The organism is Aeromonas sp. sif2433 (assembly GCF_019218705.1).
Classification (GTDB): domain Bacteria; phylum Pseudomonadota; class Gammaproteobacteria; order Enterobacterales; family Aeromonadaceae; genus Aeromonas; species Aeromonas encheleia.
In genome coordinates this window covers 1-19,552 of sequence record NZ_JAHUXD010000014.1, presented here as the reverse complement: position 1 = coordinate 19,552, position 19,552 = coordinate 1, and the positions used below count along the sequence as shown (strand labels likewise).

The window sequence follows — 19,552 nt, the reverse complement described above, 5'->3', positions numbered from 1 at the left end:
AATGCGCTCCTTCTTGATTATTACAGGTTACCGTCCAGGAACTCTTTCAGCTGAGTCTTGGACAGGGCACCGACCTTGGTCGCTGCCACTTCGCCATTCTTGAACAGCAAGAGGGTCGGGATACCGCGAATGCCATACTTGGGCGGAGTGTCGGCGTTATGATCGATGTTCAATTTCGCCACGGTCACGCGACCGGCATATTCTTGGGCGACTTCGTTCAGGATCGGGGCAATCATCTTGCACGGACCGCACCATTCAGCCCAGAAATCGACCAGAACGGGGCTGTCGGCTTTGATTACATCGGCCTCGAAGCTGGCATCGCTCAGCTGAACAATCTTGTCACTCATCTCCAACTCCAGTCAGTAATTAAGGCTTTATTGATGGATCAACAAAGGCAATAGTTGCCCTATTTGAAATGATCCTGTTTATTATTGCAAGCCTAACCTGATAACCTACCGCCATGAGCAAAACACACCTTACGACCGAAAAATTCGCCCAAATGGGCCTCGAACCCGAAGTTCTGGCTGGTCTGGAATCAAAGGGATTTCACTATTGCACGCCCATCCAGGCACTGTCTCTGCCACTGCTGGTAGAAGGCCATGACCTCGCCGGTCAGGCCCAGACGGGAACCGGCAAGACCCTTGCCTTCCTGGCAGCGACCTTCAACTATTTGCTGACCCACCCGTTGACCCAGCCGCGCCTGATCAATCAGCCGCGCGCCATCATACTGGCGCCGACCCGTGAGCTGGCCGTCCAGATTTACAACGACGCCGAAGGCATGTCCGCCTCCACCGGTCTGAAGCTCGGTCTCGCCTATGGCGGCGAGGGCTACGACAAGCAGCTGGCCGTGCTGGAACAGGGTGTCGACATCCTGATCGGCACCACGGGTCGCATCATCGACTACTTCAAGTCCAAGGTCATCGATCTGGGCAGCATCCAGGTCGTGGTGCTGGACGAAGCGGATCGCATGTTCGATCTCGGCTTCATCAAGGACATCCGCTTCTTGTTCCGTCGCATGCCGCCGGCCACCGAGCGCCTGAGCATGCTGTTCTCCGCCACCCTCTCCCTGCGCGTGCAGGAGCTGGCCTACGAGCACATGAACCACCCGGAACACGTGCAAATCGAACCGGAACAGATGACAGGCGTGCGCATCAAGGAGGAGCTGTTCTACCCCTCCAACGAAGACAAGATGCTGCTGCTGCTCTCCCTGATGGAAGAGGAGTGGCCGGAGAAAGCCATCGTCTTCGCCAACACCAAGCATGTCTGTGAAGACGTGCATGCGTGGCTGGAGAACGACGGCCACCGGGTCGGCCTGCTGACCGGTGACGTGCCGCAGAAGAAGCGGATGAAGATCCTGGAAGAGTTCACCAAGGGAACGCTGGACGTCCTGGTCGCCACCGACGTGGCCGCCCGTGGTCTGCACATCCCGGACGTGACCCACGTCTTCAACTACGATCTGCCCGACGATGCCGAAGACTATGTACACCGTATCGGTCGTACCGGTCGTGCCGGCAAGAGCGGTCACTCCATCAGCCTGGCCTGTGAAGACTATGCCTTCAACCTGCCGGCCATCGAGGAGTACATCCACCACCCGATCCCGGTCAGCAAGTATGATCGCGAGTCGCTGCTGGATGACGTGACCGCCCCGAAACGGGTGTTCCGCAACCGCCAGCCGGTGAACCGCAACATGCGGGATCGCCAGGGCGGTGGCAACAGCAACAACCGCCGTCGCCCGCCCCGCAAGAACTAAGGGACCGGGCCCAGTTGCACAACTCGCCGCTCTATGCCGCCATCGACCTCGGCTCCAACAGCTTTCACATGCTGGTGGTGCGCGAGGTCGCCGGTGCCCTGCGCACCGTCACCAAGGTCAAGCGCAAGGTGCGCCTCGCCGCTGGTCTCGACCCGGAATTTCGTCTCAGCCGTGCCGCCATGGAGCGGGGCTGGGACTGCCTGCGCCTGTTCTCCGAGCAGTTGCAGGACATCCCGTCCGACAACATCCGGGTAGTGGGCACGGCGACGCTGCGCCTGGCCACCAACGTCGACGAGTTCCTGAGCGAAGCCGAACGGGTGCTCAACCACAGCATCGAGATCATCTCGGGCGAGGAAGAGGCCAAGACCATCTACGAGGGGGTCTCCTGGACCTCCGCCGGGGAAGGCAACCGGCTGGTGATCGACATCGGCGGTGCCAGCACCGAGCTGGTGATCGGCGAGCACAGCGAGGCGAAGCTGCTCAATAGCCTGCACATGGGCTGCGTCACCTGGCTCAACAATCACTTCGGTGACGGCGAGCTGAGCGAGACCCGCTTCAACCAGGCCATCGCCGCCGCCAAGGCGGTGATGGCACCGGTCGCGGAGGATTACCGCGCCCTGGGCTGGCGTACCTGTGTCGGTGCCTCCGGCACCGTACAGGCGCTGCAGGAGATCATGCTGGCGCAGGGCAAGAGCGAGCGGGTCACCCTGCCGAAATTGCAGGAGCTGATGGGTCAGGCCATCGCCTGTGGCAGGCTGGATCGGCTGCAGCTGGAAGGGCTGGCGGCCGAGCGGCTGACCGTGTTCCCCTCCGGCCTCGCCATCCTGATCGCCATCTTCGAGACTCTGGGCATAGAGAGCATGACGCTCGCGGGCGGGGCGCTGCGGGAGGGCCTGATCTACGGCCTGCTCGGCAACAACCACGACTGTGATGCCCGGGATCGCACCGCCGACAGCCTGATCAGCCGCTATCAGCTGGACAAGGAGCACGCCGAGCGGGTGCGCGACACCGCCATCGAGGCGTTCAACCAGCTGCAACCGGCCTGGCGACTCTCCAAACGTTACGGGCGCCCGATCCTGCGCTATGCGGCCCTGCTGCACGAGATCGGCCTCTGCATCGAGTACAAGAAGGCGCCGCAACACGCCGCCTACATCATCGACAACATCGACATGCCGGGCTTCACGCCGGCCCAGAAGAAGCTGTTGTCTGCCCTGCTGTTCAACCAGCGGGACGAATTCAAGCTGGACACCCTGGAGAAGCAGGGCGCCGTCACCGGCCGCCAGGCGATCCGGCTGGCCCGCATCCTTCGCATCTCGCTCATTCTCTGCATGCGTCGCACCCAGGGCACAGTGCCCAGCTTCCTGCTGCAGGCCGATGAAGAAGCGCTGACCCTGACCCTGCCCAAGGGCTGGCTGGACGAACACTATCTGCGGGCCAGCGAACTGCGCCTCGAAGTGGAGCGCCAGCAGAAGATGGGCTGGCCCACCCGCCTGCTGGAAGCCTGATTGGGTTCGCACCCAATCAGCCCCCTTTTCACCGCAACGCCGTCGGTTCCGACAATCTCTTTCGCAGCAACACTCGGTGCCATTCAAGGCTCGCCATTGATTTTATTGGCTTTTTAGCCAAAGCCCCCCTCATCACGCCGCGCTCACCGGCTACCCCATTTCACCATCTCGGCTAGAGTAGAAAGGTCTCTCCAACAGGAATGGAAGCCATGAAACCCTTAATCTTGATAGGCCTGACCGCACTGCTGACCGCTTGTGGCGGCAATGACAGTGACTCCAACTCGAACCCGCCCCCCGCATCGAACGCCAAGATGTCCCTGGCCTTCTCCGATGCGCCGGTCGATTCCGTCCAGAAGGTCTGTATCGCCGTCGCCAATATCAGCATCAATCCCGTCACCGGCAACGAGCTGGGCTGGAGTACCGCCAGCTTCCTGACGTCGGATCTGGACGATGGCTGCACTCCAGATGGACTGTCCATCCCTCCCGACGACAACGGTCACCCGCAGTTCACCTACATCGATCTGCTGGCGTACCAGGGGTCGAAAAGTCGGCCTCTGCTGGACAGCCAGGACGTGGTCGCCGGTGAATACAGCCAGATGCGGCTGGAGATCCTGGATGGGACCAAATCAGAAAACCAGTTTTCCGACGGCACCCCCTACTCCTATGTGTTACAGGATGACGGGGTGATCAAGCCGCTGGAAGTGCCCAGTAACGAGCTCAAGCTGGACGCCTTCACCATTGCCGCCAACGGCACCAGCGCCTTTACCACCGAGTTCGATCTGCGCCACTCCATGGTGTTGCCAGGTCATGAAGAGCACTACAAGCTCAAGCCCAGAGGCGTGCGCCTGGTGAACAATACCGAGGTGGCCACCGTCAAGGGCACAGTGGCCAGCGGGCTCTGCGGTGGCGTGCTGACCGACAAGGCCTTCGTCTACTTCTATGACGGGTTGCGGCTGGATGATGACTATCCGGACATGTCCGACCTCGATAACGGCTTCTATGCCAGCGCCCCCGTTCTGCCCCAGACCGGAGGAGGCTACGGCTATGAGCTGGGCTTCGTGAACCTCGGCCATTATGACGTCGTGCTGGTCTGCAACGGCGATGCGGATGACCCCGAGCTGGCCGGCGATGTGCTGACTCTGGGCATGGTGAAGAAGGACCAGGTCGTGGCCGCACCGACCACGGAACTCAACTTCTGATGAGCGGGGCCCAAGGGCCCCGTTGTCGAGGCAACGGATGAAGGATTACCAACCCATCAGCTGTGACCTCTATGACTGGCTCGAGATCGCCGCCCGCTGGCAACTGGCCGTCGGTCTCGGCACCCGGGACGGGCGGCAGTGGGCGGACAAGATCCACACCATCACGGCTCGGGATGGGGTCGAATACCTGGTGCTGCACAGTGGCGAGCGGCTCAGTCTGGCCACCCTGAGCCTGAACTGGCAGGGGGAAGAGAAGCGGATCCGCTTCGCTACCGCCGACTGAACGCCAGTCGCAAAAAAAAAGAGGGCCAACTATGTTGGCCCTCTTTTTTCATGCGATTCTGCTCCGGGCTCAGCGCCTAGCCCGCCGCCAGCGCCGCCATCACGTAGACATCGAAGCGGTTGCTCTTGGTCTCGATGGCCATGCTGGGTCTCTGCTCGTTGAGCCAGCCCGCGTAGTCGGGCCGCTTCACCACCACCCGCTTGTCGGCCATCTGCAGCGCCGCCGGCAGCAGGGCGTCTGCATCCAGATCCGGCCCCACCAGCGACTGGAACACCCGCATCTCCTTCTTCACCAGCGCCGACTTCTGCTTGTGGGGGAACATGGGATCCAGGTAGATGACATCGGGCCGCTCGGTCAGCGCCAGCAGGTTGTCCACCGCCGGCCCCTGCAACAGCTGCATCCGCTCCCGCACCCAGCCACCGATCTCGGGATCCTGCGCCGCCCGCACCAGCCCGTCCTGCAGCAGGGCCGCCACCACCGGGCTGCGCTCGATCAGCGTCACCCTGCAACCGAGGGAGGCCAGCACGAAGGCGTCGCGCCCCAGCCCGGCCGTCGCATCCACCACGCTCGGCATGGCCCCCGCCTTCAGCCCCACCGCCTTGGCGATGGACTGGCCCCGGCCGCCGCCGAACTTGCGCCTGTGAGCCACGGCCCCCTCCACGAAGTCCACGTAGACGGCGCCGAGCTTGGGTTCGTCCAGCTTGCGCAGCTCCAGCCTGGCCTCGGTCAGCACCAGGGCGAAGGGGGCGGGGAACTCCACCTCGGCCAACCGCAGCCGCAGGGCATCGAGCTCCCCTTCGCGGGCGGGCACTTCACTGAAAACCTGGATATGGGGCATAACGAAGACTCATGACGGCGTGGAGCCGAGCATGATAGCAGAAGCAGGGGATCAGCTCACCGTGGTCAGATTGGTCAGGTTCATCCCCTGGCGATTGAGGCTCAGGTATTCCACCAGATCGTCATAGGGCAGCGGGCGGCTGAGCAGATAGCCCTGGGTGAAGGCACAGCCCTTCTGGCAGAGGAAGTTGAGCTGCTCGCGGGTCTCCACCCCCTCGATCACCACCTGCATGCCGAGGTTGTGCACTATGTTGATGATGCCGTCCAGCAGCAGCCGGTCCTGCTCGTTGAAGGGGATGTGGCGCACGAAGGAGCGATCGATCTTGACCAAGTCCACCGGGAAGGTGCGCAGGTAATTGAGCGCCGAGTAGCCGGTGCCGAAGTCATCGATGGCCAGCTTGCAGCCCGCCTCGCGCAAGGCGTCGATCCGCACCCTGTGCTGATCGCTGCTCTCCATCAACAGGGACTCGGTGATCTCTATGATGATGTCCGCCGGATCCAGGCCGAAGTGACGGATCACCCTGAGCCACTCGTTCGCCTCCGGATCTATGGTCTGGAACTCCAGGGTCGAGCGGTTGATGGACATCTGCAACTCAGGGAAACCGGACTGCTGCAAGCGGGCCAGATCCCGGCACGACTGCCACAGCACCAGCGCCCCCAGCCCCTGGATGAGCCCCGCCTCCTCCGCCAGCGGGATGAAGTCCGCCGGCGAGACCTGGCCCCAGTGGGGATGGTACCAGCGCACCAGCGCCTCCAGCTTGGCGACCCGGCCGCTGCGGTTGTCCCAGATCGGCTGGTAGGCCATGGTCAGCTGCGCCAGCTTGATGGCCTCCGCCAGATCCTGCTGCATCTGGTGGCGCTGGCTTACCTCTTCCCGCATGGAGGCGCTGTAGGTGCCGAGTTGCCGCCCCTGCCGCTTGGCGACGAACAGCGCCTGCTCGGCATTGCGCAGCAGCTCGTCACTGTCGGCCCCGTCATTGGGGCAGAGGGTGATCCCCAGGGTCGCCGTCACATAGAGGTGCTGGTTGGCCAGCATGAAGGGGCGGGCAAAGCCGCCGATCACCTGCTTGGCAAACACCTCGGCCTGGCGGCGGTTGACGATGCCCGGCACCAGGAAGGCAAACTCGTCGCCGCCGATGCGGGCCACCAGATCCTCGGTGCGGACCCGGCTCACCAGCCGATCCGACACCTCCCGCAACAGGGCATCACCGACGTGGTGATCCATGCTGTTGTTGACCGCCTTGAAGTTGTTGAGATCCAGCACCATGAGCGCGAAGCGCTCGCCCCGCTCGCAGAAGCGGCCGAGGCAGCGGCCGAACAGCCAGCGGTTGGGCAGGCCGGTGAGGTTGTCATAGTTCGCCTGGGCGGCGATCTTCTGCTCAGCCAGTTTGGTCTGGGAGAGATCGCTGAAGATGGCGATGTACTGGCTGATCCGCCCCCCCTCCCGCAAGGCGCTGATCATCAGCTGCTGGGGGTAGAGCTTGCCGTTCTTGCGCTTGTTCCATACCTCGCCGCGCCAGATCCCCACCCGCTCGAGGGCGTGATACATGTCGGCATAGAAGGTCTGATCGTGCAGCCCGGACTTGAGCAGGCTGGGACGCTGGCCGCAGGCCTCCTCCTCGCTGTAGCCGGTGATCTTCTCGAATGCGGGGTTGACCGAGATGATGCGGCTGTCGGCATCGCACACCAGTATGGCCTCGGACAGGTTGTCATAGACCCGGTGGGAGAGCTTGAGCTGCTCGGCGTGGCGCTTGATGGGATCGATATTCTCCAGCACCAGCATCAGATAGTCGGGGTGCAGCTGCTTGTTGCGGATCAGGGTCACCGTCACCCGGCCCCAGATCACCATACCGTCCCGGTGCAGGTAGCGTTTCTCCTGGGTGAAGGCGGGACGCTCCCCCCGTCTCAGCTCCTCGTAGTAAGGGATGCTGAGCAGCCAGTCTTCCGGGTGGTTGATCTCGGCGGCGGTGCGCAGCTGCAGCTCCTGCTGACTGTAGCCCAGCATCTTCTCGATGGCCGGGTTGACCCAGAGGATACGGCCCTCCAGATCCAGCTTGCCGATGCCGACCGGGGCATGGGACATCATGCTGTCCAGGAAATGGTGATACTCAGGTTGGGTCTGCACCGGCAGGGAGGGCTGCTGGTACATCAGCGCCAGCTCGCGACCGGCGAGGGGGGCCAGCAGGCGCAGCAGACGCATGAGCTTGTCCATGCTGGGCATGGCCCGCTTGAACATGACGCTGCACAGCCCCATGGTCTCGCCCTGGGCATTCTTCAGCGCTATACCGGCATAGCCCTTGATCTGCCAGCGCTCCAGCACGGCGGCATGAGGGAATAGCTGACGGATACGATCGTTGAACCAGGCTTCCCCCTGCTGCATGACGATCTCGCCCGGGGTGCCGGCGAGGGGAAAGCTGTAGGAGCCTATGTCGAGGGAGGAGGGATGAGCGGCATGTATGGTAAAAAACAGGCCCGAATGATCCCTACCTGAAACGAGGACGAGATCCGCCTCAACCGCTGCGGCGATTTCACTCACAAAGGTCTCGAAAAATCCTTTGCCACTCAGATGAGACAGGCTTGAGATGATTTGATAGACAGACTCGAGTGCTCGCCTCATGGCAAGGTTCTTTCTCTCCCTGGAAGGTAGAACCCGACTCTACTGAAGAGGCGGGGACAGTGCAAACATGCTATCCGCAAGATATTAAAAAGCCTTGAAAAAAGGGACCTGCTGGTCCCTTTTTATCTCAAAAATCACGCGGCGATCCCACTCTGCCGCGGGACTGTACCTGCTTGAAGCTCACGGCTGCGCAGGGCACCAAACCTTATGTGGCTATCCCGCTATGGCGCAGCAGGGCATCCACTTTGGGCTCGCGGCCCCGGAAGGCACGGAACAGCTCCATGGGTTCTTTCGAACCGCCCTTCTCCAGGATGTTCTTCAGGAAGGACTGGCCGGTGGCGGGGTTGAAGATCCCCTCCTCCTCGAAGCGGGAGAAGGCATCCGCCGACAGCACCTCGGCCCACTTGTAGCTGTAGTAGCCCGCCGCATAGCCCCCCGCGAAGATGTGGGAGAAGCTGTGCTGGAAGCGGTTGAACGCCGGCGGCGTCAGCACCGCCACCTGGCTGCGCACCTCGGCCAGCAGGGCCGGGATCAGCGCCGGATCGGCCGGGTCAAACTCCTGGTGCAGGCGGAAGTCGAACAGGGCGAACTCCAGCTGGCGCAGCATCTGCATGGCCGCCTGGAAGTTGCGGGCGGTCAGCATCTTCTCCAGCAGATCCGCCGGCAGCGGCTCCCCTGTTTCATGATGACCGGAGATGAAGGCCAGCGCCTCGGACTCCCAGCACCAGTTCTCCAGGAACTGGCTCGGCAGCTCGACCGCATCCCAGGCCACGCCGTTGATGCCGGCCACCCCGGCCACGTCGACCTGGGTCAGCATGTGGTGGATACCGTGGCCGAACTCGTGGAACAGGGTCACCACCTCGTTGTGGGTGAACAGCGCCGGTTTGCCATCCACAGGGCCATTGAAGTTGCAGGTCAGATAAGCCACCGGCTTTTGCAAGGATCCATCCTGACGGTAGCGGCGACCCAGGCAAACATCCATCCAGGCCCCGCCCTGCTTGTGTTCGCGGGCGTAGAGATCGAGGTAGAAGCTGCCGCGCAGCTCATCCTCGGCGTCGAAGATGTCGTAGAAGCGCACGTCCGGATGCCAGGTATCGATGCCGAGGCGCTCGCGCACCTTGATGCCGAACACCCGGCGCACCACCTCGAACAGCCCCTTCACCACCCGGTTGGCGGGGAAGTAGGGCCGCAGTTGCTCGTCGGAGATGGAGAACTTGTGCTGCTTGAGCTTCTCGGCGTAGTAAGGGATATCCCAGGCGGCCAGCTCGTGCTGACCGTGCTGCTCGGCGGCGAAGGTGCGGATCTCCTCCAGCTCGGCCTTGCCCTGCGGCAGGGATTTGGCCGCGAGATCGGTGAGGAAGCCCACCACCTGCTCGGGCTTGTCCGCCATCTTGGTGGCCAGGGAGAGCTCGGCATAGTTGCCGAAGCCGAGCAGCTGGGCCAGCTCCCGGCGCAGGGAGAGCAGCTCGGTCATGATGGCGGAGTTGTCCCACTTGCCGGCATTCGGGCCCTGCTCGGAGGCGCGGGTGGTGAAGGCCTCATACAGCTCGGCGCGCAGCGCGCGGTTGTCGGCATACATCATCACCGGCAGATAGGAGGGAATGTCCAGGGTGAACAGCCAGCCCTGCTGGCCCTTGTGCTCCGCCAGCTGACGGGCGGCGGCCTGTGCGCTCTGTGGCAGACCGGCCAATTCGGCCTCGTCGCTCACCAGCTTGCTCCAGCCCTGGGTCGCATCCAGCACGTTGTTGCTGAAGCGGGAGGCCAGCTCGGAGAGACGGGCCTGGATCTCGCCGTAGCGCTGCTGCGCCTCGGCGGACAAGCCTATGCCGGACAGGCGAAAGTCGCGCAGGGTATTCTGGATCTCCTTGCGCTGGGCGCCGCTAAGCAGCGGGAAGTCGTCGCTCTCGGCCAGCTCGCGATAGGCCTGGTAGAGGCCCTCGTGCTGGCCGACATAGGTCTGGAACTCGGACAGCAGCGGCAGGCAGGCGTCATGGGCCTCGCGCAGCGCCTCGCTGTTGAGCACGGAATTGAGATGACTGACCGGTGACCAGATGCGCGCCAGGCGGTCATTGACCTCTTCCAGCGGCGCTATCAGGCTGTCCCAGGTATGGGGATCCCGCTGGGCCAGCACGTCCTCGATCTTCTGTTTGCAGTCGGCGATGGCCTGCGTCACGGCAGGCTGTACCTGATCGGGCTGGATCTGGCTGAAGGGGGGCAGCGAGTCCATTGTCAGCAAAGGGTTGTTCATACTGGGGTACCTCTAAATGCGCTACAGCCCCTGCCGTCCAGAAGCTTGCTTGGACCATCTAAGATGTAGGCAGAAAACCCATTAATCAAGCCTTTGCCAGCGAGAGCGAGGCCCGTTGCCCAGTTTTCGCGAAAACTTGCCTATTAAACCGGCAATCCGCACACCAGAGACGACGATGCCGGTCCAGGGACCGGCATCGTAAGCGAAAGAACGCCGCGCGATCAGCGGCGGGCATCTTCCTGCAGCCACTGGGCGGCCCGCTTGGCGAAGTAGGTGAGGATGCCGTCGGCACCGGCCCGCTTGAAGCAGACCAGGGACTCCAGGATGCACTCCTTCTCCTTCAGCCAGCCGTTCTGGATCGCCGCCATGTGCATGGCGTACTCGCCACTCACCTGATAGGCGAAGGTCGGCACCCCGAACTGATCCTTGACCTGACGGATCACGTCCAGATAAGGCATGCCCGGCTTGACCATGACGCTGTCGGCCCCTTCCTGGATATCCAGCGCCACCTCGTGCAGCGCCTCATTGCCGTTGGCCGGATCCATCTGGTAGGTGGCCTTGTTGCTCTTGCCGAGGTTGCCGGCGGAGCCGACCGCGTCGCGGAACGGGCCGTAGTAGCAGGAGGCGTACTTGGCGGAGTAGGCCATGATCTGGGTATTGATGAAGCCGTGCTCCTCCAGTGCGGCACGGATGGCGCCGATGCGGCCATCCATCATGTCGGACGGCGCCACTATGTCGACCCCGGCAGCGGCATGGGAGAGCGCCTGCTTCACCAGGATCTCGGTGGTGATGTCGTTCAGCACATAGCCTTCGTCATCGATGATGCCGTCCTGACCGTGGGTGGTGAAGGGATCCAGCGCCACGTCAGTGATGACCCCGAGCTCCGGGAAGCGGGCCTTGAGGGCGCGGGTCGCACGCTGGGCCAGGCCGTCCGGGTTGTAGGCCTCTTCCGCCAGCAGGCTCTTGCTCTCCAGCGGGGTCACCGGGAACAGGGCGACCGCCGGGACGCCGAGGGCGACCAGCTCTTCGGCCTCAATCAGCAGCAGATCGATGGAGAGGCGATCCACCCCGGGCATGGAGGTGACGGCCTCACGGCGGTTCTCCCCCTCCAGCACGAACACGGGATAGATGAGATCGTTGGCCGTCAGGACGTTCTCACGCACCAGACGACGGCTGAAATCATGTTTGCGCACCCGGCGCAGACGGCGACCCGGAAAGGCGCCAGGAAGAGTTGTAGCCATGAATCACTCCTGAAGAGGAAGTTGGAAGAACGCGGCGGAGGTGGCCCGGGTATGGGCCAGCAAGGCCTCGGGCGCCTCGCCACGGCAGGCCGCCACCACCTTGGCGATGTGCGGCAGATAGGCGGGTTCGTTGCGTTTAGGTCTGGGTGTCAGATCCCGCGGCACCAGATAGGGGGCATCGGTCTCGATCATCAGCCGGCCGGCCGGGATGCGTGCCACCTGCTCGCGCAGCAGCTGACCACGGCGCTCGTCGCACAGCCAGCCGGTCACCCCTATGTGCAGCCCCAGCGCCAGGCACTCGTCCAGCTCCTCGTCGGAGCCGGTGAAGCAGTGCAGCACGGCCCCCGGCAGCCTGGGCAACCAGGGGCGCAGGATCTCGACGAAGCGGGCATGGGCATCACGGCAGTGCAGAAACACCGGCATCCCCAGCTCGGCGGCCAGCGCGAGCTGGGCGTCGAACACCGCATCCTGCACCGGACGGGGGGAGAAGTCGCGATTGTAGTCGAGGCCACACTCGCCGATGGCGACCACCTGGGGCAGTGCCGCCAGTTCGCGCAGGACCGGCAGGGTATGCTCATCGACACTCTTGGCATCGTGGGGATGAACCCCGGCGGTGGAGAAGCAGTAGCCGGGCCAGCGGGCGGCCAACTCGGCACTCTCCCGGCTGCCCGCCAGATCGGTGCCGGTCAGGATCAGCGCCTCGACCCCGGCGGCGCGGGCGCGGGCCACCAGTTCGGCCTGTTCGCCGGCAAACTGGGCGCTGGTGAGGTTGAGACCAATGTCGATCATGAGCTAATGAATTTCCAATGAAAGGAAGGCATATCAGGTATTTGAAAACCATCTACCGATTGGGGCCTTACCATACGCCTCCGGGCGGAGCCTGAAAAGAGGAAGGGAGCCTCAGCTCCCCTCATCCGTCTGTTCCTGCGACTCTTCGTCCTCTTTCCTGGTGTAGAAACGGGCGAAGAACAAGCCTATCTCCCACAGCGCCCACATGGGGATCGCGAGCAGGGTCTGGGAGAAGACATCCGGCGGGGTCAGCAACATGCCCACCACGAACACCCCGACGATGACGTAGGGGCGTTTCTCCCGCAGGCTCTTGGGGTTGGTCACACCGGTCCAGCACAGCAGTATGGTGGCCACCGGGATCTCGAACGCCACCCCGAACGCGAAGAACAGGGTGAGCACGAAGTCCAGGTAGCTGGCGATGTCGGTCGCCACCGTCACCCCGGCGGGCGCCGTGCTGGTGAAGAAACCGAACACCAGCGGGAACACCACGTAGTACGCAAACGCCATGCCGCCATAGAACAACACGGCGCTGGAGGCGACCAGCGGCATGATCAGCCGTCGCTCGTGCTGGTACAGACCGGGGGCGATGAAGGACCAGGCCTGATAGAGCAGATAGGGGATAGCCACGAAGAAGGAGACCACCAGGGTCAGCTTGATCGGCGTGATGAAGGGGGTCGCCACATCCGTCGCTATCATGCTGGTGCCTGCCGGCAGCTGGCTGAGCAGCGGCCTGGCCACGAAGTCGTAGATGTCGTTGGAGAAATAGATGAGCGCGACGAACGCCAGCAAGATGGCCGAGAACGACCGCAACAGGCGCGTCCTCAGCTCCACCAGATGGCTGATCAGGGGTTGTTCGGTCTGACTCATGACCTCACCTCCCCTTTCTCTCTGGCGGCATCCTGGGTGACGGCGGCTACCTCAGTCTCCACCGCACCCGGTTCAGGGACGGCGATGGCCTGCGCTACCGGTTCGGGAGCTGGCGTCGGGGTCGCCTGCGGCGGACGGATCTCGTTCTGCTGCCCGTTCTGCGCTGAATAGGGGCGATTCACCGACTGGGCGGCCGCCTTCAACTGCTCGATGGACTCCTGCAGCTCGGGGCTGAGGTTGCTCATCTGCAACTGCTCGGCCTTCTTCAGATCGTTGTGCAGCTCTTGCAACTTGAGCTCCTGCTCCAGCTCGGACTTCACCGAGTTGGCGGTGCTGCGAATGAGCTTGATCCAGTGGGATGCCGTACGGATGGCGACCGGCAGGCGCTCAGGCCCCAGCACCACCAGGGCCACCACACCGATGACGACCAGCTCCCAAAAACCGATGTCGAACATGGCTTAGGCCTGATCTTTGTCTTTCTGCTTGGTGGTGTCGGCACTGTTGGCCGCCTCGTTCAGCTGCTTCGTCGGGAACTCGGCATCCTTCTGCTCGGGTTTCTGTTCGGTGCCCGGCTCATCGGACAGCGCCTTCTTGAAGCCCTTCACCGCCGCCCCCAGATCGCCACCGATCCCGCGCAGCTTCTTGGTACCGAACAGCAGCACGACGATGACTGCGATGATCAACAACTGCCAAATACTGATACCACCCATGATATTTCTCCAAGATTGGCACCCAAGGTGCGCGAGTTTGTCATTAACGGGAACGATGCTGATACCAGCCCAGCACTTTCTCCAAGATTGGCGCCCGAGGTGCGCAAGTATGTTATTGACGGAAAGGATGCCGATACCAGCCCGGCAAGTTCTCCGTGGTTGGCACCGGGAAGCGCCGTGTTTTGTTTAGTGGGAACGGGTTTTCAGCCAGCCAAGCAACCAGCATACACCGGCACCGGCGAGGGTTATTTGTCCCCACTCAATATGTTGTTTCTGGGTCAGCAAGAATACACCCACTAACAGTAGGCTGGCTCCAACCCCTAAGAGGTAGCGTGCCTGACCCTGACGGTGGCTGTGACGGCGGAAATCCGCAAACATCTGCTCGAAATGGTGTTGCTGATGACGGGCCTGGCGCAGGGTCTCGTAGACCAGCTCCGGCAGCTCCGGCAGCTTCTCCGCCCAGAACGGCGCCTTCTCCCTGATCGCATTCAGCACCGCCTTGGGTCCCACCTGCTCGCGCATCCAGCTTTCCAGATAAGGCTTGGCGGTCTGCCACAGATCCAGCTGCGGATAGAGCTGGCGTCCCAGCCCTTCTACATAGAGCAGGGTCTTCTGCAGCAGCACCAGCTGCGGCTGCACCTGCATATTGAAGCGGCGGGCGGTGTTGAACAGGTTGAGCAGCACGTGGCCGAACGAGATCTCGGACAGCGGCTTCTCGAAGATGGGCTCCAGCACGGTGCGGATGGCAAACTCGAACTCGTCCACCTTGGTGTCGGCAGGCACCCAGCCCGACTCCACGTGCAGCTCGGCCACCTTGCGGTAATCCCGATTGAAGAAGGCGAGGAAGTTCTCCGCCAGGTAGCGCTTGTCTTCCCGGTTGAGGGTGCCGACTATGCCGCAGTCGATGCCGATCCAGAGTGGATTGTCGGGGTGCTCGTAGGAGACGAAGATGTTGCCGGGATGCATGTCGGCGTGGAAGAAGCTGTCGCGGAACACCTGGGTGAAGAACACCTCCACCCCGCGCTCGGCCAGCAGCTTCATATTGGTGCCATTCGCTTCGAGGGTTTCGATGTCGGAGACCGGAATGCCATAGATGCGCTCCATCACCAGCACCTGCTCGCGACAGTGCTCGGTGAACACCTCGGGCACATAGAGGGCATCGGAGCCGGTGAAGTTGCGGCGCAGCTGGATGGCATTGGCGGCTTCGCGCATCAGGTTCAGCTCGTCGAGTATGGTCTTGCGATACTCCTCCACCACCTCGATGGGGCGCAGTCGCGCACTCTGGGGCGCGAAACGGGCCGCCAGACGGGCCAGCGCCTGCATCAGGCGCAGATCCGCCTCAATGACGGGCTCGATGTCGGGCCGGATCACCTTGATGACGATCTCGCGGCCATTCTCCTTCAGCCGGCCGGTGTGCACCTGGGCGATGGAGGCCGAGGCCAGCGGCGTCTCATCGAAATCGTCGAACAGGGTCTCGATGGTGCAGCCCAGGCTCGCCTCTATCTGACGCCTGGCCTCCTGACCACAGAAGGGGGGAACCCTGTCCTGCAGCAGGGCCAGCTCTTCGGCGATGTCCGGCGGCAGCAGATCGCGCCGGGTCGACAGCATCTGGCCAAACTTGATGAAGATGGGACCGAGCGCCTCGAAGGCGAGGCGAATGCGGGCGCCACGGCTCAGATCCGGCTGCTTGTTCTTCAGCCAGAACAGGCTGCGACGCAGCAGGCGTCCGGGCCAGGGTTGATAACGGGCGGGCACCAGCTCGTCGATGCCCTGCTCCAGCAGAATGCTGACGATGCGGTAGAGACGCTTGAACTCCTTCGGGGTCATCAGCTCACCCGCTGCTCGAGGCGAGCCAGTCGCAACTCGACCGCTTTCAGGTGCTGGGCCAGCAGTTCGACATCGTCGTTGAAACTCGCGACCTCCAGCGGACCCGGGGCGAGCCTGGCCTCCTCGGTCAGGTACTCGGCCAGCTGGCGCTGGGAGCGGCACAGCTCACGACCCAGCACGCGGCGCGCCTGACGGGCCCCACTGCACAGGGTATGGGCCAGCACGTCACCGGTGTAGCGGGAGAGTTCCTCTTCCCAGTCGATGTCGAGCTCCCCCAACAGGGCGCTGAATGCCTGTACCAGCTGTGGATCGCCACTCAGATCGAGTCGCTCCTCGCGGATATAGCGGGTCAGGGCGGACGGGTCTTTCAGCAGACCGAGGGCGGTCAGCGACAGGCTCAGCACGGCATCGGCCTCCCCCTCGTAACCGGCCAGCACATCCAGCCGCCGGTCGGAGAACACGAACCAGAGCGGTTTCAACTCGCGCAGTTCCAGCTTGAGCACCTTGCCCGCCAGCTTGCGCAGCCGCTCCGGGCTCTGCTTGTCGAGGCTCAGCAACTGATTGAGGCTGGTTTCGATCACCCCAGTGACCATGGCATCCATCGGCATAGGCAACCTTAGAACTTGTAACCGCGGTGCAGGGCGACGACACCCTGGGTCAGGTTGTAGAAATCCACCTGATCGAAGCCGGCGTTTTCCATCATCCCCTTCAGGGTCTGCTGATCCGGGTGCATGCGGATGGACTCCGCCAGATACTTGTAGCTCTCGCCGTCGTGTGCCACTAGCTCGCCCATCTTCGGCAGCAGCTTGAAGGAATAGAGGTCATACAGCTTGGCGATCACCTCGCTCTCCGGCTTGGAGAACTCCAGCACCAGCAGGCGGCCACCCGGCTTGAGCACCCGGAACATGGAGGCGAGCGCCTTGTCCTTGTCGGTGACGTTGCGCAGGCCGAAGCCGATGGTGATGACATCGAAGTGGTTGTCCGGGAAGGGCAGCGCCTCGGCGTTGGCCTGTACGTAGGAGACGTTGTTCGCCACCCCCAGGTTGCGCAGCTTGTCGCGGCCCACCTTGAGCATGGAGTCGTTGATGTCCGCCAGCACCACCTGACCGGTCTCGCCGACGATGCGGGAGAACTTGGCGGTCAGATCGCCGGTGCCACCGGCCAGATCCAGTACCTTCTGGCCCTTGCGCACGCCGGAGCAATCGATGGTGAAGCGCTTCCACAGGCGGTGAATGCCGAACGACATCAGATCGTTCATCAGATCATACTTGGCCGCCACCGAATGGAAGACGCCAGCCACCAGAGTTTCTTTCTCGGTCGCCGCCACGGTTTTATAGCCAAAATGCGTAGTAGTAGTCTGTTCCGACATCCCTCAAACACCCATAGAGCAAAGAATGGCCGCCAGTTTACCAGAGCCGGTGAGCTGCTGACACCTTAAACCCGGCTGGCGACCAACTGCATCCCCAGCATGAGCATGGCCAGACAGAGGAAGAGATTGAGGCCGATGTTGAGCAGCGCCTTCAGGTAGGCGCCCTGCTGGGCCAGCACCACTGTATCGAGGGCGAAGGAGGAGAAGGTGGTCAGCGCCCCCAGGATCCCCACCATCAGCAGCGGCTTCATCGGATGCTCCAGCACATGGCCCTGACTGATCAGCGCAAAGGCGATACCCATGATGAAGGAGCCGATCACGTTGACCGCCAGGGTGCCATAGGGAAAGTGGCGACCGAGCAGCAGCGCGAGCAGCTCGGTCATGCCGAACCGCAGGCAGGCACCGATGGCGCCACCGACGGCAACAAATAACCAGGTTTGCATAGGAACGGACTCCGTCGTGTCAGGCTGGCATTATGCAAAAGGCGCTCGCTTGGTGATAGTGGCGAGATCAAGCCCGGGGTGGCTAGCGGCGAAAATCGACCACTTCCTCTGTCTGCAGGTGCAGCGAGGTGCTGGCCGGCCGGGTCTCGGCGATGACGCGGCCATGGCGGATGGAGTAGCGCACCGGCACCTGACGGCGCACCGCATCGAAGCCGTTCTCCGCCGGCAGGATCAGCAGGTTGGCGGGTTTGCCTACCTCAAGCCCGTAGCGCGCCTGCACGTTGAGGGTACGAGCGCTGTGCTCACCGATCAGCTTCAGGCTGTCATTGATCTGCTCGTATCCCATTAGCTGGCAAACATGCAGCCCCATGTGCAGCACCTGCAGCATGTTGCCGGTCCCCATGGGATACCAGGGATCGAACACATCGTCGTGGCCGAAGCAGACGTTGATGCCCGCCTCCAGCATCTCCTTCACCCGGGTGACACCGCGGCGTTTGGGGTAGGTATCGAACCGCCCCTGCAGGTGGATGTTCACCAGCGGGTTGGCGACGAAGTTGATGTCGGCCATCCGCAGCAAGCGGAACAGGCGGGAGGCGTAGGCCCCGTTGTAGGAGTGCATGGCTGTGGTGTGACTGGCGGTGACCCTGGCGCCCATGCCGCGCTCATAGGCCAGGGTGACAAGGGTCTCGATGAAGCGGGACTGCTCATCGTCTATCTCGTCGCAATGCACATCGACCAGCACCTGGTACTTGTCGGCCAGCTCGAAAATGTGATGCAGGCTCTCGACCCCGTACTCCCGGGTGAACTCGAAGTGAGGGATGGCCCCAATCACATCGGCTCCCAGCCTGAGCGCCTCTTCCAGCAGCGCCTTGCCGTTGGGATAGGAGAGGATCCCCTCCTGCGGGAAAGCGACTATCTGCAGCTCGACCCAGGGCTTCATCTCCTCGCGCACCTCCAGCATGGCCTTCAGGGCGATCAGGTTGGGGTCGGACACATCCACGTGGGTACGGACGAACTGGATTCCGTTGGCGATCTGCCATTTCAGCGTCTGGATGGCGCGCCGTTTCACATCCTCGTGGGTCAGCAGCGCCTTGCGCTCGGCCCAGCGCTCTATCCCCTCGAACAGGGTGCCGGACAGGTTCCAGCTCGGCTCACCCGCCGTCTGGGTGGTATCGAGGTGAATATGGGGCTCGATAAAGGGCGCGATGGCTAGGCCCTCCTCGCCATCCAGCACCGACTCGGAGGAGAGTGACGCCGTCATGGGTTCGATGGCCCGGATCTGGCCATTCTGGCAGAGGATCTGCCACAACCCGTCTCTGCCTGCCAGACGCACCTTCTTTATCAGCATGTTTTTCTTCCCTATTTTAGGCATCTGCGGCCTTTTTCAACCCGTAACTTAGCTTGCTTCAATTTAATAGAAAAGCGTTCACGTTGAATACATATGAAAACGCTACCATTGATAAACAACCACAATAAGGGAGTAATGGGGATGAAAGCAGGATTGACCGAGATAGGAAGCGCCAGCCTGTTTCACGAGTATTTGCAGACGCTGGGTATCCGCAAACCCCCTCTGACCTCGATAGAGAGGAGTTGGGAGTACAAACGAGGGGAAAAGCTGCTGGCTGCTATCCAGATAGAAAGGTCGGGGCAGGCCCGCTTCTATCTCGATGCCAGGCAGATATCGATGAACTGAAAAACGCGAATACAAAAAAGCCTCCCGATTGGGAGGCTTTAATATTTACTGGTGCTGATACCCAGAGTCGAACTGGGGACCTCATCCTTACCAAGGATGCGCTCTACCAACTGAGCCATATCAGCACACTAACCGGTAAAGAACACACTGTGTGCGTTATCTAAATCTGTTGTC

The 19,552-nt window shown here is 62.3% G+C and carries 19 protein-coding genes and 1 tRNA gene; 5 read left to right on the top strand and 15 right to left on the bottom strand.

Going from position 1 to position 19,552, the window contains the following annotated elements; genetic code table 11:
• Positions 1-20: 20 nt before the first annotated feature.
• On the bottom strand, positions 21-347 hold the full coding sequence (gene trxA, locus KW825_RS18130) for a thioredoxin TrxA (protein ID WP_025328829.1): 327 nt from the start codon (positions 345-347) through the stop codon (positions 21-23).
• A gap of 113 nt (positions 348-460) precedes the next feature.
• On the opposite strand from trxA, the gene rhlB reads away from it, so the two are divergent.
• From rhlB to KW825_RS18110, 4 genes are all read left to right on the top strand, one after another.
• Positions 461-1,750 (top strand): ATP-dependent RNA helicase RhlB, encoded by a 1,290-nt coding sequence (rhlB, locus tag KW825_RS18125; RefSeq protein ID WP_033132514.1) that lies wholly within the window; start codon positions 461-463, stop codon positions 1,748-1,750.
• Positions 1,751-1,764: 14 nt separating this feature from the next.
• Positions 1,765-3,255 (top strand): guanosine-5'-triphosphate,3'-diphosphate diphosphatase, encoded by a 1,491-nt coding sequence (gppA, locus tag KW825_RS18120; RefSeq protein ID WP_042651792.1) that lies wholly within the window; start codon positions 1,765-1,767, stop codon positions 3,253-3,255.
• A 209-nt stretch (positions 3,256-3,464) separates the two neighbouring features.
• Positions 3,465-4,454 (top strand): DUF4382 domain-containing protein, encoded by a 990-nt coding sequence (locus KW825_RS18115; protein WP_218329979.1) that lies wholly within the window; start codon positions 3,465-3,467, stop codon positions 4,452-4,454.
• 37 nt (positions 4,455-4,491) lie between these two features.
• A complete protein-coding gene (locus KW825_RS18110; protein WP_218329978.1) occupies positions 4,492-4,737 on the top strand; it encodes a Rho-binding antiterminator in 246 nt (81 codons plus the stop codon).
• A 76-nt stretch (positions 4,738-4,813) separates the two neighbouring features.
• On the opposite strand, the gene KW825_RS18105 is transcribed toward KW825_RS18110, so the two are convergent.
• The 13 genes from KW825_RS18105 to KW825_RS18045 all read right to left on the bottom strand — a co-directional run bounded on the left by KW825_RS18105 (position 4,814) and on the right by KW825_RS18045 (position 19,033).
• On the bottom strand, positions 4,814-5,575 hold the full coding sequence (locus tag KW825_RS18105) for a class I SAM-dependent methyltransferase (protein ID WP_256353974.1): 762 nt from the start codon (positions 5,573-5,575) through the stop codon (positions 4,814-4,816).
• A 51-nt stretch (positions 5,576-5,626) separates the two neighbouring features.
• Positions 5,627-8,191, bottom strand: coding sequence for a bifunctional diguanylate cyclase/phosphodiesterase (locus tag KW825_RS18100; protein WP_218329977.1), 2,565 nt, complete (start codon positions 8,189-8,191; stop codon positions 5,627-5,629).
• 205 nt (positions 8,192-8,396) lie between these two features.
• Positions 8,397-10,439: an oligopeptidase A gene (gene prlC, locus KW825_RS18095; RefSeq protein ID WP_218329976.1), complete on the bottom strand. Its 2,043-nt coding sequence runs from the start codon at positions 10,437-10,439 to the stop codon at positions 8,397-8,399.
• A gap of 221 nt (positions 10,440-10,660) precedes the next feature.
• Positions 10,661-11,680 (bottom strand): porphobilinogen synthase, encoded by a 1,020-nt coding sequence (hemB, locus tag KW825_RS18090; protein WP_218329975.1) that lies wholly within the window; start codon positions 11,678-11,680, stop codon positions 10,661-10,663.
• A gap of 3 nt (positions 11,681-11,683) precedes the next feature.
• On the bottom strand, positions 11,684-12,469 hold the full coding sequence (locus KW825_RS18085) for a TatD family hydrolase (protein WP_218329974.1): 786 nt from the start codon (positions 12,467-12,469) through the stop codon (positions 11,684-11,686).
• A gap of 111 nt (positions 12,470-12,580) precedes the next feature.
• On the bottom strand, positions 12,581-13,336 hold the full coding sequence (gene tatC / locus KW825_RS18080; protein WP_042651799.1) for a twin-arginine translocase subunit TatC: 756 nt from the start codon (positions 13,334-13,336) through the stop codon (positions 12,581-12,583).
• Positions 13,333-13,791 carry a Sec-independent protein translocase protein TatB gene (gene tatB, locus KW825_RS18075; protein WP_218329973.1) on the bottom strand — a complete coding sequence of 153 codons (459 nt, stop codon included), beginning with the start codon at positions 13,789-13,791 and terminating at the stop codon, positions 13,333-13,335. Before tatB ends, tatC begins: the two co-directional genes overlap by 4 nt.
• A gap of 3 nt (positions 13,792-13,794) precedes the next feature.
• Positions 13,795-14,046 carry a Sec-independent protein translocase subunit TatA gene (gene tatA, locus KW825_RS18070; RefSeq protein ID WP_218292692.1) on the bottom strand — a complete coding sequence of 84 codons (252 nt, stop codon included), beginning with the start codon at positions 14,044-14,046 and terminating at the stop codon, positions 13,795-13,797.
• A gap of 186 nt (positions 14,047-14,232) precedes the next feature.
• Positions 14,233-15,873 carry a ubiquinone biosynthesis regulatory protein kinase UbiB gene (gene ubiB, locus KW825_RS18065; protein WP_218329972.1) on the bottom strand — a complete coding sequence of 547 codons (1,641 nt, stop codon included), beginning with the start codon at positions 15,871-15,873 and terminating at the stop codon, positions 14,233-14,235.
• Positions 15,873-16,481 (bottom strand): SCP2 domain-containing protein, encoded by a 609-nt coding sequence (locus KW825_RS18060; RefSeq protein WP_218329971.1) that lies wholly within the window; start codon positions 16,479-16,481, stop codon positions 15,873-15,875. Before KW825_RS18060 ends, ubiB begins: the two co-directional genes overlap by 1 nt.
• Before the next feature lie 8 nt (positions 16,482-16,489).
• A complete protein-coding gene (gene ubiE / locus KW825_RS18055) occupies positions 16,490-17,242 on the bottom strand; it encodes a bifunctional demethylmenaquinone methyltransferase/2-methoxy-6-polyprenyl-1,4-benzoquinol methylase UbiE (RefSeq protein WP_042651804.1) in 753 nt (250 codons plus the stop codon).
• Positions 17,243-17,307: 65 nt separating this feature from the next.
• On the bottom strand, positions 17,308-17,685 hold the full coding sequence (gene crcB / locus KW825_RS18050) for a fluoride efflux transporter CrcB (protein ID WP_218329970.1): 378 nt from the start codon (positions 17,683-17,685) through the stop codon (positions 17,308-17,310).
• Positions 17,686-17,767: 82 nt separating this feature from the next.
• Complete coding sequence (locus KW825_RS18045) at positions 17,768-19,033, bottom strand: cytosine deaminase (protein WP_218329969.1); 1,266 nt, start codon at positions 19,031-19,033, stop codon at positions 17,768-17,770.
• 93 nt (positions 19,034-19,126) lie between these two features.
• On the opposite strand from KW825_RS18045, the gene KW825_RS18040 reads away from it, so the two are divergent.
• On the top strand, positions 19,127-19,378 hold the full coding sequence (locus KW825_RS18040) for a hypothetical protein (RefSeq protein ID WP_218329968.1): 252 nt from the start codon (positions 19,127-19,129) through the stop codon (positions 19,376-19,378).
• A gap of 49 nt (positions 19,379-19,427) precedes the next feature.
• Here KW825_RS18040 and KW825_RS18035 read toward each other — a convergent pair.
• Positions 19,428-19,503 (bottom strand) — tRNA-Thr (locus tag KW825_RS18035).
• Positions 19,504-19,552 lie beyond the last annotated feature (49 nt).

What these genes read in the sequence shown, in the direction of transcription:
- trxA (WP_025328829.1), bottom strand. Translation starts at nt 347, where the DNA reads ATGAGTGACAAGATTGTTCAGCTGAGCGATGCCAGCTTCGAGGCCGAT.
- rhlB (WP_033132514.1), top strand. Translation starts at nt 461, where the DNA reads ATGAGCAAAACACACCTTACGACCGAAAAATTCGCCCAAATGGGCCTC.
- KW825_RS18115 (WP_218329979.1), top strand. Translation starts at nt 3,465, where the DNA reads ATGAAACCCTTAATCTTGATAGGCCTGACCGCACTGCTGACCGCTTGT.
- KW825_RS18110 (WP_218329978.1), top strand. Translation starts at nt 4,492, where the DNA reads ATGAAGGATTACCAACCCATCAGCTGTGACCTCTATGACTGGCTCGAG.
- KW825_RS18105 (WP_256353974.1), bottom strand. Translation starts at nt 5,575, where the DNA reads ATGCCCCATATCCAGGTTTTCAGTGAAGTGCCCGCCCGCGAAGGGGAG.
- KW825_RS18100 (WP_218329977.1), bottom strand. Translation starts at nt 8,191, where the DNA reads ATGAGGCGAGCACTCGAGTCTGTCTATCAAATCATCTCAAGCCTGTCT.
- prlC (WP_218329976.1), bottom strand. Translation starts at nt 10,439, where the DNA reads ATGAACAACCCTTTGCTGACAATGGACTCGCTGCCCCCCTTCAGCCAG.
- hemB (WP_218329975.1), bottom strand. Translation starts at nt 11,680, where the DNA reads ATGGCTACAACTCTTCCTGGCGCCTTTCCGGGTCGCCGTCTGCGCCGG.
- KW825_RS18085 (WP_218329974.1), bottom strand. Translation starts at nt 12,469, where the DNA reads ATGATCGACATTGGTCTCAACCTCACCAGCGCCCAGTTTGCCGGCGAA.
- tatC (WP_042651799.1), bottom strand. Translation starts at nt 13,336, where the DNA reads ATGAGTCAGACCGAACAACCCCTGATCAGCCATCTGGTGGAGCTGAGG.
- tatB (WP_218329973.1), bottom strand. Translation starts at nt 13,791, where the DNA reads ATGTTCGACATCGGTTTTTGGGAGCTGGTCGTCATCGGTGTGGTGGCC.
- tatA (WP_218292692.1), bottom strand. Translation starts at nt 14,046, where the DNA reads ATGGGTGGTATCAGTATTTGGCAGTTGTTGATCATCGCAGTCATCGTC.
- ubiB (WP_218329972.1), bottom strand. Translation starts at nt 15,873, where the DNA reads ATGACCCCGAAGGAGTTCAAGCGTCTCTACCGCATCGTCAGCATTCTG.
- KW825_RS18060 (WP_218329971.1), bottom strand. Translation starts at nt 16,481, where the DNA reads ATGCCGATGGATGCCATGGTCACTGGGGTGATCGAAACCAGCCTCAAT.
- ubiE (WP_042651804.1), bottom strand. Translation starts at nt 17,242, where the DNA reads ATGTCGGAACAGACTACTACTACGCATTTTGGCTATAAAACCGTGGCG.
- crcB (WP_218329970.1), bottom strand. Translation starts at nt 17,685, where the DNA reads ATGCAAACCTGGTTATTTGTTGCCGTCGGTGGCGCCATCGGTGCCTGC.
- KW825_RS18045 (WP_218329969.1), bottom strand. Translation starts at nt 19,033, where the DNA reads ATGCTGATAAAGAAGGTGCGTCTGGCAGGCAGAGACGGGTTGTGGCAG.
- KW825_RS18040 (WP_218329968.1), top strand. Translation starts at nt 19,127, where the DNA reads ATGAAAACGCTACCATTGATAAACAACCACAATAAGGGAGTAATGGGG.